Source organism: Listeria monocytogenes (genome assembly GCF_013282665.1).
GTDB classification, from domain to species: Bacteria; Bacillota; Bacilli; order Lactobacillales; family Listeriaceae; genus Listeria; species Listeria monocytogenes_C.
Genome location: NZ_CP054041.1, coordinates 2,108,395 through 2,122,745, shown reverse-complemented (window position 1 = coordinate 2,122,745; position 14,351 = coordinate 2,108,395). Strand labels below are relative to the sequence as shown.

Genomic DNA, 14,351 nt, shown 5'->3' with positions numbered 1-14,351 from the left:
GTTTTCTATTATTTTACTTTATAAATCCAACCTTCTGGAGCTTCTACATCTCCAAATTGAATGCCACATAGTTCATCGAATAAACGTTTCGTTACTGGTCCTACTTCTGTTTCACTATGGAATACATGGAAATCATCTTTGGTTTGGATACCGCCAATTGGAGTAATAACCGCCGCTGTTCCACATGCACCAGCTTCTTTGAACTCATCTAGTTTATCAATATATACGTCACCTTCTACTGCTTCTAAGCCTAAACGGTGCTCTGCCAAATAAAGTAACGAATACTTCGTGATACTTGGCAAAATAGAAGGAGAATATGGCGTAACAAATTTATCATCTTTTGTAATACCAAAGAAATTAGCTGAACCAACTTCTTCAATTTTTGTATGCGTAGCTGGATCTAAATAAATACAATCACCAAAGTTACGGTCTTTCGCAGCTTGACCTGGAAGTAAACTTGCGGCATAATTTCCGCCTACTTTTGCTGCACCAGTACCATTAGGAGCAGCACGGTCAAAATCAGACACGATAAAGTTAGTTGGCGCCATTCCACCTTTGAAGTACGGTCCAACAGGAGAACAAAATACAGAGAAAATATACTCCGGAGCCGCATGAACACCAATATTATCCCCTACACCAATAACAAATGGACGTAAATAAAGTGTTGCACCTGTACCATATGGCGGCACAAACTCTTCATTTGCACGAACAACTTGCATCACAGCATCAATAAATTTTTCTGTTGGGATATGCGGCATTAATAAACGCTCACAACTTTTTTGAATACGAGCAGCATTTCGATCTGGACGAAAAAGATTAATCGAACCATCCTTACAACGATATGCTTTTAAACCTTCAAAACATTGTTGTCCGTAATGAAGTGCTGTTGAACCTTCGCTAATATGTAGCGTGTTATCTTCTGTTAGCGCACCTTCGTCCCATTCTCCATCTTTCCAATAAGAAATGTAACGTTTGTCCGTTTTAATATAACTAAATCCTAAATTACTCCAGTCAATATCTTTACCCATTCAAAATCCCCACTTTCTATCATTAAAACAGAATTATTGTATGTTTCAGTATAGCACAATAAACAGCATTATTGCAGTGATGACTCGTGAAAAAGAAAATTTTTTCTAATAAATAGGCAAAATGTTCTTTCTTTTAACGTAATTCATGCTAAAATAGAGTAACTTTTCAAAAAACAATCATCTTAGAAGGAATGATTTCAAGAAAGGAGAGAATGAAAATGACAGCTCATAAAATGTTGGATGAGAAATTTTATAGCAAATCGCTAGGAGAGGAACTTGATTTAATTATTTGCTTACCACCTGATTTTTCACCACTATACAAATATCCACTTTTCATTGTACAAGATGGTAAAGATTATTTTCAGTTTGGCAAACTTGCACGCCACTCCGAAGAATTAGCGGTAAAAGAGCAGATTCAAAAAGCCATTTTCATTGGTATTCCTTATAAAACTGTCATGGATCGGCGCGAAAAATATCATCCTGATGGTAAACAAAACGACGACTATATCCGATTCTTAGCATTTGAACTCGTTCCTTATCTTGAAGAACGTTTCCCTTCTTTCCAAATGCCGACGAGTAGATTCCTGATGGGCGACTCACTCGGCGCATCCGTTTCCTTAAAAGCAGCCCTTCTTTTTCCTTTTACATTCGGTAATGTGATTTTACATTCTCCATATGTGGATGATTCTATCCTTACACTTGCTGAAAAAGTAGATCCTGCAAAAGTGAAAATCTTCCATATTATTGGCGACCAAGAAACAGCGGTCGAAACAACTGGAAATGAAGTACTTGATTTCCTATCACCCAATAAATCGTTAGAACAAATTTTAACCGCTCGCGGATTTGATTATTATTTCCATATATTTAACGGCGATCACCGCTGGAAATACTGGCAGCCATTTATCAAAGATTCTTTACAATTTATGCTACCAGTAAATACATTTGACTTAGAAAGCATGCGTGCATAAGAAAGGACGAAAGCAACTTGACTGTAAAGAAAGTAACCGACGAACTCGGCAAACAAGCCGCACTAAAAATTAGAAATGATGTATTCGTTGTTGAACAACATGTTGATCCCGCATTAGAATGGGATGAGTTCGATAAAATGGACTCCGTTGTCATGTTCGTTGACTACGCAGAGGACGGCACACCACTTGCAACAGGAAGATTTCGAGTGACAGATGGTTACGGCAAAGTCGAGCGCATTTGCACTCAGAAAATAGCTCGTGGCACTGGCAGTGGTCGCAGAATCATGGAAGCCATTGAAGCAGAAGCTAAAACTCGCGGCGTTACCACGCTAAAACTAGGTGCCCAAGTGACAGCTATTCCCTTCTATGAAAAACTAGGCTACGAAATTTGCTCTGATTTATTCCTTGATGCTGGAATTGAACATAAAGAAATGAAAAAAACAATAAAATAGTTAATAAAAATAGTTATTTCTTTTATATAGAAGAAATAACTATTTTTTTATTATCTCCGTTTCTCCGTTTGCCTTTCCACAAATAATTACATCCACATAATCAAGAAATAGCCCATGCTCTACAACCCCTGGTATTTGCGCTAATTTTTCTTGCCACATTTTCGCATCCGTAAATGACTGATTTACTATGTCCAAAATATAGTTCCCATTATTTGTCACATACACTTCCCCATTAGATTGTTTCCGTAAATTAGTTTGTATGTGTTCTTTTGCAAGTGTGCGCTCAATTTGCTTCCAACCAAAAGGAATTACTTCTAATGGTAAAGGAAACTCCCCTAGCGTCCTTACAAGTTTCTCCTCACTAACAACCCAAATATTTTTCAAACTTGCACTAGCAACCATTTTTTCGCGTAATAATGCTCCTCCTCCGCCTTTTATTCCTTGAAAATTCGTATCAATTTCATCTGCTCCATCAATGGTGACATCAATTTCTGTTACATCATTTAGCGATTTCAAAGGGATTCCTAACTTTTCGGCTTGTTTGGTTGTTTCTTCAGAAGTCGCCACTCCCGTAATATGCAAGCCATTATTTACCATTTGTCCAAGCTTTTCAATCGTGTAATAAACCGTGCTACCTGTTCCAAGCCCGACAACCATTCCATCTTCAATCCATTCGCAAGCTTTTTCTCCGGCAATTTTCTTTTGATTCATCTTATTTCATCCTCCGTTCTAGCATAAAAGCACTGCTCTATCTATGGTTTCATTATACTCGCACAGTCTTTCAAGTTCAAAATATGTTTATTTTTCTAACCTTACAAAAATGTAATTAGACATTTAAAGACAAGTGTATTACAGTAAGTAAGTATTAAACGTTTATTTTTAATATTTGTAACACAACTGAAATAATAAAGAGGTGGATTTATGAACAAAGTAAAACTATTTTTGCATCATCCAGCAACTATCTTCACAATGAAAACTGTTTTTTATTTAGCCATTCTGCTTGGATTGCTATGGTTTTATGGTTTCAAAAACCCTGAAGGTGCGAAATTCATTTACAACGAATTCTAAAAGAAGAAAGGACTGTTAAAAAATGGGAATATCAATAATGACAACGAGTATCATAGAAAGAATTGATGCATGGGCAGAGAAGACACCGGATTTCCCTTGCTACGAATATGCTGGAACACGTCTTTCCTATAAAGAACTAAAACGGCAATCTGATGCATTCGGCTCTTTTCTACTAAAAAATCTAAATACTGACAAAGAAAAACCTATTATCGTTTACGGACATATGTCTCCCCTAATGTTAATTGCATTTTTAGGCTCTATCAAATCTGGACGAGCTTATGTACCAGTAGATGTTTCTATGCCAGTTGAACGTATAGAACAAATTAAAAAAGCGGCTGATCCTTCTATGTTTATATGCACAGAAGAATTACCAAGCAACCTTACAATTACTGGTTGCCCTGTTTTATCCCAAGAACAACTAATGGATGCTTTAGAAAAACATTTTGACGAAGTACCAGATAAGGCTGAATGCGTAAAAAATGACGATAACTACTATATTATTTACACATCCGGAAGTACTGGAAATCCTAAAGGTGTTCAAATCAGCCAAAACAACCTAGTAAGCTTTAGCAATTGGATTTTACAAGATTTTTCATTGAGACAAGGATTACGCTTCTTAAACCAAGCACCATTCTCGTTTGACTTATCTGTTATGGATTTATATCCAAGTTTACTTTCCGGTGGAACACTTGTCCCGCTTGATAAAACAATTACTGCTAACATGAAAGATTTATACCGTGAAATTCCTGCACAAAACTTTGACGTATGGGTTTCCACTCCATCTTTCGCAGACTTGTGTTTACTAGATGAAAACTTTAATCAAGAAAATAACCCAGGTTTGACTCGCTTCTTGTTCTGTGGTGAAGTACTTGCTAAGAAAACAGCCACTGAATTACTTGATCGTTTCCCAGATGCAGTCATTTACAACACATATGGCCCTACAGAAGCAACGGTTGCTGTAACTCAAGTAAAAGTTACTCGTGAGCTTATTGAGGCTTATCCAAGCTTACCACTTGGCGTTATTAAACCAGATATGCGTTTACACATTGTCGACCAAGAAACTGGTGAAATTCTTCCTGAAGGTGAAAAAGGAGAAATTATCCTAATTGGTGCTAGTGTTTCCAAAGGTTACTTAAATGAACCTGAAAAAACAGACCAAGTCTTCTTTGATTATAAAGGTTACCAAGCTTATCACACCGGTGACTCTGGTATTATCAAAGACGGTTATCTTTTCTTCCAAGGTCGCCTAGATTTCCAAATTAAACTTCACGGTTATCGCATCGAATTAGAAGATATCGAAAACAATCTAAAAAAAGTAAGCTACATTCAAAACTGCGCTATCATTCCTAAAATGAAAGATGAAAAGGTAGATATGTTGGTCGCTCAGGTCATCCCTACTACCCATGATTTCGAAAAAGAATACCAGCTAAGCGCAGCCATAAAAAATGAACTCAAAGAATTTATGCCAGCATACATGATTCCAAGAAAATGGATTTACAAAACGGAATTCCCGTTAACTATGAATGGCAAAATCGATCGCAAAGCGCTTAATAGCGAGGTTAACAAGTGAGTTTACCATACGGCACAATTCTTTATTTTGGTGTACTTGTACTATTTTTAATTCCTATCATAGTAGCTGGTTTGTTAGGAAAAAGATTACCGATTTATAATGCTTTTGTGACACTCGTATTTTTATACTTTATGTTCTCAGCAAGTCCAGTGCAAGGAGCTACATTTATCTTCTTTGTCTTCTGGCAACTTGCTCTTGTACGACTTTACTTCCATTACAGGCAAGAGAAAAAGCAGAACCACGGCGGCGTATTCGTCATTGCAGTGATTCTGTCTATTCTCCCCCTTATTATCTCTAAAGTTGTTCCAATTTTAGGAGACAATGTTACAATGGTTGGTTTCCTAGGGATTTCCTACTTAACATTTAAAGCGGCACAAATGATTATTGAAATACGCGATAACTTGATTAAACAGTATAACGCATGGGATTTTGTTAACTTCTTACTATTTTTCCCAACTATTTCATCCGGACCGATTGACCGGTTCCGTCGCTTTAAAAAAGACGTTGATAATCCGCCTAGTAAAGAAGCTTATCTAGCTTTATTAAATCGAGGAATATTCCTTATTTTCCTTGGTTTTCTCTACAAATTCATTATCGCTTACTTAGTAAACAAACATTTTGTTGTTCCACTAGACATCGCGATTTCACACAATGCAGATTTAACAAAGAATTTAATTGGTTACATGTACGCTTATAGTATGTATTTATTCTTTGACTTTGCAGGTTACAGTGCCTTTGCAGTCGGAGTCAGTTACTTGCTCGGCGTTCAAACACCAATGAACTTTAACAAACCATTTGCAGCACGAAACATTAAAGAGTTCTGGAATCGTTGGCATATGACACTCTCCTTCTGGTTCCGTGATTATGTATTCATGCGTTTTGTCTTATGGGTTACAAAAAAGAAATGGTTTAAAAGCAAGTTCACTATTGCCTACCTAGCATACTTCGTTAACTTTTTCATCATGGGTGTATGGCATGGACTTCACTGGTACTATATCGTTTACGGTCTATATCAAGCAACCTTAATTGTCGGATTTGACCTAATCGAACGCTTCAATAAGAAACACAAATTCTATCCAAAAAACAAAATAACTTATGTAATCGGCGTTATTATTACATTCCAATTTGTTTGTTTCGGATTCCTGATATTCTCAGGCATTTTAGATAAAATTAATTTTTAAAACTAACTAAAGGTGGTAATTTACAATGGCTTTTCGTGAAAATGTATTAGAAATCTTAGAAGAAATTACAGAAACGGATGAAGTAGTACAAAATACAAACATCAAATTATTTGATGAAGGTTTGCTTGACTCTATGGCTACTGTTCAACTATTAATCGAAATTGAAGAAAGACTAGATATTACTGTACCCGTTTCTGAATTTGACCGCGACGAATGGGCTACTCCTGAAATGATTATTACACAACTTGAGGCGCTAAAATAATGAAAAAAAAGCTGTGGATGACATTTGGGCCTTTACTGGTCGCATTCGCGGTTTTCCTTTTCGTTCTATTCGGACCTAGCAGCTTATTCTCTCACGTTTCTTCTAAAACGGTAGAGAAAAGCGCTACGTCCATGAACGAATACGTCATCCAAGGCTTAGACATCCAGAAAGAAGCTTTAAAAGAAGGGGACTATTTACCAATTTATGGTTCTTCCGAGCTTTCTCGCGTCGATTCATTCCATCCTAGCGTAGTATCAAAAAAATATAATCAGGGCTACACCCCATTCTTACTTGGACGTCCTGGTACACAATCATTAAGTCATTACCTGGACGTAAATGCACTTGGTGATGATTTAAAAGGTAAAAAAGTAGCGGTAATTTTATCTCCGCAATGGTTCCAACCAAAAGGTGTTTCTGATCCATCATTTGGCGCTAACTTTTCCCCTCTTCATGCGTACAAATTTGCTTTAGAAGATACGAAAAACACGCCTGAACGTCGCTATGCAGCTAAACGTTTATTAACTTTTCAAGTAGTCCAAAGCGACTCTACCTTAACAAAATTACTCGAAAATATTGTCGCAAAAGGGCCTAAAAAACCACATGATCCAAAACTTCTAAAAATTGCTGGCAATGTTGAACTGAAGATTTTAGAGCGCAAAGACGATTTAGAATCCAAATTTATTACTGGTTCTAAACAAGAACGCGTAGATGATGGACTAAAGGCTCTTCCAAGCAATTTAGATTACAAACAACTAGACGATTTAGCAAAAGAAACTGGTGAGAAAAGTACTGGGGATAACCCGTTCCAAATTAAAGAACGTTATTACCAAAAGAAAATCAAACCATTTGAAGGCGAATTAAAAGATAGCCGTAAAGAATTGCGCTATGACCAATCTCCAGAGTTTGCTGATTTGCAACTATTGATGGATGCTTTCAAAAAAGCTGGCGCAGATGTCATCTTTATTAACCCTCCTATCAATGGAAAATGGATTGATTACATTGGTATGAACAAACAAGGCTTAGATGGCTATTATGCGAAAACGAAAGAACAAATTGAGAGTCAAGGATTCCGCTATTACTCTTTAGAAGAATATCAAAATGACGCATTCTTCTTAGAAGATCCGATTCACTTAAGCTGGCGCGGTTGGGTAAAAATCGACCAAGTACTAGCTGATTTCGTTAAAGAACCAGTTCAAACCAACTATAAACCAACACCAAAAGATTATTACTTTAAAGAACATCCAGAAAATGGACCAAAAAAAGACCAGAAGTAGCAAAACTACTTCTGGTTTTTTTCTTTAAAATCCAATAATATGATAACCACTATCGACATGAATAACTTCGCCAGTAACACCACGAGATAAATTACTGAATAAGTAGTAAGCCGTGTCGCCAACTTCTTCCGCTTGTGTCGCGCGTTTTAATGGAGCTCTTTCTTCTACTAGTGAAATAGAATCAGAGAATCCGCTAACACCACGAGCAGATACTGTTCTGATTGGTCCTGCTGAAATAGCATTTACACGGACACCAATTGCTCCTAAGTCCATAGCAAGGTATCGAACGCTTGCATCAAGAGAAGCTTTTGCAACACCCATGATATTGTAGTTTTCTACTACGCGTTCTCCGCCAAGGTATGTTAGCGTTAGTAAACTAGCATCTTCTGTTAACATTTCCAAGTGTTTTAGCGCACGAGCAACAGCTGTGAATGAGTAAGCACTAATTTCATGTGCTTGTAAGAAGCTTTTACGATCTACTTCTAAATAATCTCCAGTTAAAAAGTCTTTGTTAGCGAAAGCAATACAATGTGCTAAGCCACTTAATTTGCCAGCTTTATTTTTAATCGTTTCAAATGTTTCTGTAATAGCATCTTCACTAGTTACATCACAAGCTAAGATAAGTGGATTTTGGTTTACTTCGCTTAATGAAGGTACTAGTTCTGTAATACTTTTTTTCGCACGATCGTCGGCATATGTAAATACCAGTTTCGCTCCAGCTTCATTTAGTGAACGAGCGATGGCCCAAGCGATACTACGCTTATTAGCTACTCCCATTACAACATATGTTTTTCCCTCTAATGATAAATTCATGTTCTTTCCTCCTAAAATTGATGCGATTTGTTCGCTTCTTTCATTTTACATGACCTAATAACTTTTTAAAACACTTATTACTTCGATTTTTGAATTATCTCTTCCATATCCGCCGGTAAAGGTAAATCAAAAGCCATATATTCTTCTGTGACCGGATGGACTAAATGTAAGTGACATGAGTGGAGTGCCTGTCTTTTCAGTAAAGTAGTATCTCCCCCGTACATATCATCTCCAATGAGCGGATGGCCAATATACGAGAAATGAACACGAATTTGGTGGGTTCTTCCTGTTTCAAGTTGAATGGCCACGTGATCAAAAGCCGTGTAGCGCTCGAGAACCTCGTAATTTGTTTTGGCATATTTTCCATCAGGGGTAACAAAACGTTCCATTATACTCACTTCTTTGCGTCCTATTGGCGCTTCAATCGAGCCCTCTTGTGCCTCTAAAACACCCGAGGTAAAAGCTTGATAACGTCGTTTGAGCAATCCTTTTTGCAAAAAGGTACTCAGCCTAGCATGTGCAAATCTATTTTTAGCAATTAGCATCAATCCAGATGTCTCACGATCAAGCCTTGTGACAATGTGAATCGCATTCGTAAGTCCTTGCGATTCATAATGCCCTTTGACAAAATTTGCGACAGAACCACTCGGATGATATTGTGATGGAATCGAAGCCATCCCAGCAGGTTTATTAATAATTAATAAAAAATCATCTTCAAAAACAATATCTAAATCCGTGTATTCTGCAAGCAAACGTTCATTTTGTTGCTCTGTTGGAAAAGTAAGTCTCACTTTATCCCCTACTTTTACCTGATATAGAACATTTTGTTCTTCGTTATTTACTTCAATTTTTCCATCTGCCCCGAATTTCACAGCGGTTAATAATTGTTTAGAGATATGCTTGCTCTTCAAAAAAGTGCGAAGTAAGAGCCCATTCTCTTCTGTTTCAACTTTCCATTCTAAAAACACATGCTTCCTCCTGCTAGCTTAATCTTCAATAAACGAATCGTGTACACGACGCCAAAATGGAAATGACCTAAATCTGGCAAAGTGGATTTTTTTTGCAGATACTTCATAACGAATTTCTTGGACATCCCGGTGTAAAATACTCAAATGGTCTACGGATATTTGGAAATCCTTGTCATTGACTGGTTGCAAACTAACAACATGATGCTTTGGAAAAACAAGCGGGCTACCAATCGTCCGGTACACACGATTATTAATGGATGCCATTTCTGTTAACTGCATAGCCTCAATGGAAGGATGCATAAGCGCTCCGCCTAGCGATTTATTATATGCTGTCGTTCCACTAGGGGTTGACATGCAAAGGCCATCCCCACGGAATCGTTCAAAATGAATATCATTAATTACTACATCTACCACAAAAGGTCCACCTGAACTTTTTACAGTTGATTCATTGAGTGCTAAATAAGTCGCTTCTTTTTTGCCAATCCCATATTTCACTGTGGTTTTAAGAAGAGGATAAGAAACTTTTTGATATTCTCCTTTTGCTAAAAGCTTAACTAATTTGTCGGCCTCCGCCGGTCTCCAATCCGCATAAAAGCCAAGATGCCCGGTATGAATCCCGATAAATGCAATTTCATCCAAGCGCTCCTCGTATTGATGAAAAGCGGACAGAAACGTTCCATCTCCGCCAATAGAAATAACAATTTCAGGTTCGACATCATCATATTCCATGTCATATTCCCCAAAACCTGCGATCATATTTAGTCGCAGCAAATCAGACTTTTCGTCCCCTTTGGAAGTAATCATATATTTCATTATTTCTATTCGCCCCTATTCCTACAACTAATTACTTATTTTTCTTTGGCATCACTTGATGTACAGCTTTTTTGTCCTTTGATACGTCTTTATTTTGAGAAAAATAAACTTGCGCTTCTTGTATTTCTTCACGAATTTGTGACATTTCCTCATCCAGTTGAAAAGCAGCCTCAGCAGCTCGTTTTAAACGTTTATTAATGGCTTCTGGAAATTCACCTTGATACTTGTAATTGACGGAATGCTCAATCGTTGCCCAGAAATTCATTGCGAGCGTCCTAATTTGGATTTCAGCTAAAATTTTCTTTTCTCCTTGAATGGTTTCCACTGGATATTCGATAACAACGTGATAGGACCGGTAGCCACTTGGTTTTTTATTCGTAATATAATCACGTTCTTCAACAATTCGAAAATCATTCCGTTGTCTTAAAAGGCGAACTACTACTTCAATATCATCCACAAATTGACACATCATGCGGAGACCAGCGATATCTTGCATTTCTTCTACTAAATGATCTAGCGCAATATGTTTTTGGTTAGCCTTGTCTAGTATGCTCGCAACTGGCTTCACTCGTCCTGTAACAAATTCAATTGGCGAATGATTATTTTCAAGCTCAAATTGTGAACGCATTCCTTTAAGTTTAATTTTAAGTTCTTCCACTGCCTGTTTGTAAGGCGCTAAAAAGTCTTCCCAATGATTCAAATCGCTCACCTCAAGTATATTCATGATTAAATTTATGCAACATCAGTTTTATTTTAACACAAAAGCAGTTAATCCACCTTGCTTAAAGTAACCTTTTTTTTAATCCCATGGTAAAATAAAACCGAAGCATTCAAACGACAGCTAAAAGGAGGATAAAAATGATTCTAACTTTACTTCAAAATGGCGATTACGAAACTGCGCGCAAGCAAGCTCTTACAGAATTAGAAAATAACCCAGAAAGTGCTGAACTTCATTATTTTGCAGCATGGGCGCACGATGCACTTGGTAAAGAAGATGCCGCCATCCCATTTTACGAGAAAGCGCTTCAGCTGGGTCTTCCTGCTGATTCTCGCAAAGAAGCGTATATAGGTCTCGGTAGCACTTACCGGATTACAGGTCAACCCGAAAAAGCTAGCCTCCTTTTCGAAACTGCTTTACAAGAATTTCCAGATAATAATGCCTTGCGCACTTTTTCAGTTATGGCAAAGTATAATCAAGGTTTAGAAAAAGAAGCTTTACAAGAAGTCTTAATGCTCTTGACACAAACAACGAGCGATGAAAATATTTTAAGTTACAAAAAAGCAATTCAATTTTATGCGCAAGATTTAGATGCGACATTTCATTAAAAGGAGCTGAATTTCCATGGTTAAAGAACTAGAAATCGAATTTCGTAATCTACTAACCAAAGAGGAATACGATACATTAATAGAAAGTTTTCACGTAAAAGAAGACGATTTTTTTGAACAAACAAATTATTATTTAGATACCACAAATTTCGACTTAAAGAAACGTCATTCTGCTCTTCGAATCCGCCAGTTAGAAACCCAGTATCAATTAACACTTAAAACTCCAGAAGCACGTGGATTAATGGAAACAACGCAAATTCTCGGCGAAGATCAAGCGAGCGCCATTATCGCTGGAGCAAATATTCCAGTTGGTCCTGTCCGCGATACGTTAAAGGAACTAGGGATTAATCATGAAAACTTACAGGTTTTCGGTTCACTTAAAACCATCCGTGCAGAAAAAGATTATAAAAAAGGACTACTTGTATTTGATAAGAACTTTTATGGTTCTATCTCAGATTTTGATTTAGAGTATGAAGTAGCTGACTATGATAAAGGAAAAGAGATTTTCGACAAATTACTCAAAGAATATCAAATAACTAATCAGCCAGCCGAAAATAAAGTAGCACGTTTTTATCACCATGTATATGAAAATAATAAGTAAAAACAAACACTTTTATCGTAAAAAGACACAAATTCTTAAAAAACAACGAATAAATATATTAAGCCAATGACAATTATTTGTTAAATTTACATTACGCTGATAAAATAGATATATAAGTTACAAAACCAAATTTTGTATCAGCTTTTACTTAGCAGTGAATTCTTTCTTTTCACACTGGTACATTGAAATGAGTATCTGTTTGAAGATATTTAGAATTTGAAAATCAGGTGATAGCAAATGATTAACCAAAATTTATATTATCAGTCAGTAGCAAATTCCAAGCCCATCGAAATTTATCTATTTTTCGATCCAGCTTGTGATGACTGTTGGAATATCGAAGCGAACATGCTCCGATTACAAATGGAGTACGGGAACTATTTCAAATTGCGCTATGTTCTGCATAATAATTTGCAGACATTTGTGTGTAAACAAAAGCGCGCAGGAAATAGCAACCTAAGCTTAAAAGAACAACAAATAGGGGCGCACCTTTCCTATATTTCTTGTCTTGCAGTCAAAGCCGCTGAACTCCAAGGAAAAAAACAAGGAATTACATTCTTGCGTAAGATTCAAGCAGCCTACTTCCTTGAAAATAAAGATATCGCTAGTGAAGAAGTTCTCTATGATATTGCCGTTTCCACCGGCCTAGATCTATCCGAATTCAAGAAAGATTTAGCTTCAACAGTTGCTAAGCGTGCTTATATCGGCGATCAAAAAGTCGCTCAAGAAATGGAAATTCACGAAAATCCTACTGTAGTGTTTTTTAATAAAAATATAGAGGATGCTGGATTAAAACTAAGTGGACTTCATCGTTATGAGGTATACGTGCATGTTTTATCCGAACTTTTGAATGATGCTCCACAACCAGAACAACGCCCACAAATGGAAGAATACTTAGCAAAAGTAAAAGTTACTTCTTCCGCTTCTATGGCAGATTTCTATGGTGTTTCTGAACAACAAATAGAGCGCCAAATGAAGAAATGGCGCCTCCAACAAAAAGTAGAATTAATCGATGCTCCAGCTGGCCAGTCTCACTGGAAATACATCGGGAACTTATAAAAAAAGAAGCACCCCATTCTGGGGTTGCTTCTTTTTTATTACATATTTTCTAAGCGTTCAATCCGTGAACTAATCGGCGGATGGGAGTCAAAAAGACCTGGCTTATTTTTTTTAGACTTTAGAGGTGACGAAAAGTAAATGGACTCACTAGAAGCGCTCACTTCTTCCATTTTTTTCGAATCACCACTAATTTTTTGTAAAGCTTGGATAAGTCCGTCTGGATTTCTAGTTAATTCTACTGCACTCGCATCAGCTAAATACTCTCTATTACGAGATAATGCGAATTGAATAGCTGTAGCAATAATAGGTGCTAAAATAACAAATATGAGTGCGACGATATAAATAATCGCTTGTGCCCCACCACCGTTATTATTATCACTTTTACGGTTATTTCTGCCACCAGTTATACTTCCCCAGAAAATCATTCGCATCGCTATATCGCTAAGAATCGCAATAACAGCTACTAACGCAATGGCAATCGTTGATAACCGAATATCATAATTACGAATATGAGAAATTTCATGCGCAATAACGCCTTCCAACTCATAACGTTCTAATTTATTAAGCAATCCTCTAGTAACTGCCACAGCTCCTTTTTCAGGAGAAATCCCCGTCGCAAAAGCGTTCGGACTTGGATCTTCGACGATATATACTTTTGGCATCGGAATACCAGCAACCATTGCCATGCTCTCTACTGTATCCCATAAAACTGGTGCTTGATCTTTGGAGGTAACTTCTTTCGCATGATTCATCGCCATTACAACAGATGAACTGCTCATCACCATAATCAAAATATAAAATGCACCAATCACTGCCGCGAGTATGAGCCCATTCAGATAGTTATTCCAAACAATTATACCTATAGCAGCGCCAACCATAAGAACGAAAATGAAAAAGCCAAGAATAATAAAAACTGTTTTTCGCTTATTTGCTGCAATTTGTTCAAATAGCATAATTTCCGCTCTCCTTCA

At 37.0% G+C, this 14,351-nt stretch carries 17 protein-coding genes; 10 read left to right on the top strand and 7 right to left on the bottom strand.

What is annotated here, in order from left to right:
* Positions 1-8: 8 nt before the first annotated feature.
* Positions 9-1,028, bottom strand: coding sequence for a branched-chain amino acid aminotransferase (locus HRK21_RS10695; protein WP_003738580.1), 1,020 nt, complete (start codon positions 1,026-1,028; stop codon positions 9-11).
* Between the two features lie 218 nt (positions 1,029-1,246).
* Between HRK21_RS10695 and HRK21_RS10690 the strand changes: the two genes are divergently transcribed.
* Positions 1,247-1,996: an alpha/beta hydrolase gene (locus HRK21_RS10690; RefSeq protein WP_070006822.1), complete on the top strand. Its 750-nt coding sequence runs from the start codon at positions 1,247-1,249 to the stop codon at positions 1,994-1,996.
* A 17-nt stretch (positions 1,997-2,013) separates the two neighbouring features.
* Complete coding sequence (locus HRK21_RS10685) at positions 2,014-2,448, top strand: GNAT family N-acetyltransferase (RefSeq protein WP_070006821.1); 435 nt, start codon at positions 2,014-2,016, stop codon at positions 2,446-2,448.
* A 39-nt stretch (positions 2,449-2,487) separates the two neighbouring features.
* Here the strand turns inward: HRK21_RS10685 and rpiA are convergent, their stop codons facing one another.
* Positions 2,488-3,159: a ribose-5-phosphate isomerase RpiA gene (gene rpiA, locus HRK21_RS10680; protein WP_070006820.1), complete on the bottom strand. Its 672-nt coding sequence runs from the start codon at positions 3,157-3,159 to the stop codon at positions 2,488-2,490.
* A 210-nt stretch (positions 3,160-3,369) separates the two neighbouring features.
* Here rpiA and HRK21_RS10675 point away from each other — a divergent pair, with 210 nt between their 5' ends.
* Genes HRK21_RS10675 through dltD form a run of 5 tightly spaced genes read left to right on the top strand, consistent with a single transcriptional unit; the run spans position 3,370 to position 7,803 of the window.
* Positions 3,370-3,516, top strand: coding sequence for a teichoic acid D-Ala incorporation-associated protein DltX (locus HRK21_RS10675; protein WP_003736148.1), 147 nt, complete (start codon positions 3,370-3,372; stop codon positions 3,514-3,516).
* Between the two features lie 37 nt (positions 3,517-3,553).
* Positions 3,554-5,086 carry a D-alanine--poly(phosphoribitol) ligase subunit DltA gene (gene dltA, locus HRK21_RS10670; protein ID WP_003738576.1) on the top strand — a complete coding sequence of 511 codons (1,533 nt, stop codon included), beginning with the start codon at positions 3,554-3,556 and terminating at the stop codon, positions 5,084-5,086.
* On the top strand, positions 5,083-6,267 hold the full coding sequence (dltB, locus tag HRK21_RS10665) for a D-alanyl-lipoteichoic acid biosynthesis protein DltB (protein ID WP_003738575.1): 1,185 nt from the start codon (positions 5,083-5,085) through the stop codon (positions 6,265-6,267). The genes dltA and dltB overlap by 4 nt, the downstream gene beginning before the upstream one ends.
* Positions 6,268-6,292: 25 nt before the next feature.
* Positions 6,293-6,529, top strand: coding sequence for a D-alanine--poly(phosphoribitol) ligase subunit DltC (gene dltC, locus HRK21_RS10660; protein ID WP_003729846.1), 237 nt, complete (start codon positions 6,293-6,295; stop codon positions 6,527-6,529).
* A complete protein-coding gene (gene dltD, locus HRK21_RS10655) occupies positions 6,529-7,803 on the top strand; it encodes a D-alanyl-lipoteichoic acid biosynthesis protein DltD (protein ID WP_069888532.1) in 1,275 nt (424 codons plus the stop codon). Before dltC ends, dltD begins: the two co-directional genes overlap by 1 nt.
* Before the next feature lie 24 nt (positions 7,804-7,827).
* Here the strand turns inward: dltD and fabI are convergent, their stop codons facing one another.
* The 4 genes from fabI to yjbM form a co-directional block, all read right to left on the bottom strand.
* Positions 7,828-8,616, bottom strand: a complete 789-nt coding sequence (gene fabI / locus HRK21_RS10650; RefSeq protein WP_003729848.1) for an enoyl-ACP reductase FabI — start codon at positions 8,614-8,616, stop codon at positions 7,828-7,830.
* A gap of 77 nt (positions 8,617-8,693) precedes the next feature.
* Positions 8,694-9,584, bottom strand: coding sequence for an RluA family pseudouridine synthase (locus HRK21_RS10645; protein WP_069888531.1), 891 nt, complete (start codon positions 9,582-9,584; stop codon positions 8,694-8,696).
* 18 nt (positions 9,585-9,602) lie between these two features.
* Complete coding sequence (locus HRK21_RS10640; RefSeq protein ID WP_003729850.1) at positions 9,603-10,397, bottom strand: NAD kinase; 795 nt, start codon at positions 10,395-10,397, stop codon at positions 9,603-9,605.
* Positions 10,398-10,428: 31 nt separating this feature from the next.
* The gene (yjbM, locus tag HRK21_RS10635) at positions 10,429-11,097 is read right to left on the bottom strand and encodes a GTP diphosphokinase (protein WP_003722788.1); all 669 of its coding nucleotides are present in this window, start codon (positions 11,095-11,097) and stop codon (positions 10,429-10,431) included.
* Between the two features lie 158 nt (positions 11,098-11,255).
* Between yjbM and HRK21_RS10630 the strand changes: the two genes are divergently transcribed.
* From HRK21_RS10630 to yjbH, 3 genes are all read left to right on the top strand, one after another.
* A complete protein-coding gene (locus HRK21_RS10630) occupies positions 11,256-11,723 on the top strand; it encodes a tetratricopeptide repeat protein (protein WP_070006819.1) in 468 nt (155 codons plus the stop codon).
* Between the two features lie 16 nt (positions 11,724-11,739).
* Positions 11,740-12,324 (top strand): CYTH domain-containing protein, encoded by a 585-nt coding sequence (locus HRK21_RS10625; RefSeq protein ID WP_069888529.1) that lies wholly within the window; start codon positions 11,740-11,742, stop codon positions 12,322-12,324.
* Between the two features lie 237 nt (positions 12,325-12,561).
* The gene (gene yjbH, locus HRK21_RS10620) at positions 12,562-13,380 is read left to right on the top strand and encodes a protease adaptor protein YjbH (protein WP_003738570.1); all 819 of its coding nucleotides are present in this window, start codon (positions 12,562-12,564) and stop codon (positions 13,378-13,380) included.
* Positions 13,381-13,418: 38 nt separating this feature from the next.
* Here the strand turns inward: yjbH and htpX are convergent, their stop codons facing one another.
* The gene (htpX, locus tag HRK21_RS10615) at positions 13,419-14,333 is read right to left on the bottom strand and encodes a zinc metalloprotease HtpX (protein ID WP_003738569.1); all 915 of its coding nucleotides are present in this window, start codon (positions 14,331-14,333) and stop codon (positions 13,419-13,421) included.
* Between the last annotated feature and the right edge of the window lie 18 nt (positions 14,334-14,351).

Excerpts from the sequence above, each read along its gene's own strand:
- HRK21_RS10695 (WP_003738580.1), bottom strand. The coding sequence starts at position 1,028 with ATGGGTAAAGATATTGACTGGAGTAATTTAGGATTTAGTTATATTAAA.
- HRK21_RS10690 (WP_070006822.1), top strand. The coding sequence starts at position 1,247 with ATGACAGCTCATAAAATGTTGGATGAGAAATTTTATAGCAAATCGCTA.
- rpiA (WP_070006820.1), bottom strand. The coding sequence starts at position 3,159 with ATGAATCAAAAGAAAATTGCCGGAGAAAAAGCTTGCGAATGGATTGAA.
- HRK21_RS10675 (WP_003736148.1), top strand. The coding sequence starts at position 3,370 with ATGAACAAAGTAAAACTATTTTTGCATCATCCAGCAACTATCTTCACA.
- dltA (WP_003738576.1), top strand. The coding sequence starts at position 3,554 with ATGACAACGAGTATCATAGAAAGAATTGATGCATGGGCAGAGAAGACA.
- dltC (WP_003729846.1), top strand. The coding sequence starts at position 6,293 with ATGGCTTTTCGTGAAAATGTATTAGAAATCTTAGAAGAAATTACAGAA.
- dltD (WP_069888532.1), top strand. The coding sequence starts at position 6,529 with ATGAAAAAAAAGCTGTGGATGACATTTGGGCCTTTACTGGTCGCATTC.
- fabI (WP_003729848.1), bottom strand. The coding sequence starts at position 8,616 with ATGAATTTATCATTAGAGGGAAAAACATATGTTGTAATGGGAGTAGCT.
- HRK21_RS10640 (WP_003729850.1), bottom strand. The coding sequence starts at position 10,397 with ATGAAATATATGATTACTTCCAAAGGGGACGAAAAGTCTGATTTGCTG.
- HRK21_RS10630 (WP_070006819.1), top strand. The coding sequence starts at position 11,256 with ATGATTCTAACTTTACTTCAAAATGGCGATTACGAAACTGCGCGCAAG.
- HRK21_RS10625 (WP_069888529.1), top strand. The coding sequence starts at position 11,740 with ATGGTTAAAGAACTAGAAATCGAATTTCGTAATCTACTAACCAAAGAG.
- yjbH (WP_003738570.1), top strand. The coding sequence starts at position 12,562 with ATGATTAACCAAAATTTATATTATCAGTCAGTAGCAAATTCCAAGCCC.
- htpX (WP_003738569.1), bottom strand. The coding sequence starts at position 14,333 with ATGCTATTTGAACAAATTGCAGCAAATAAGCGAAAAACAGTTTTTATT.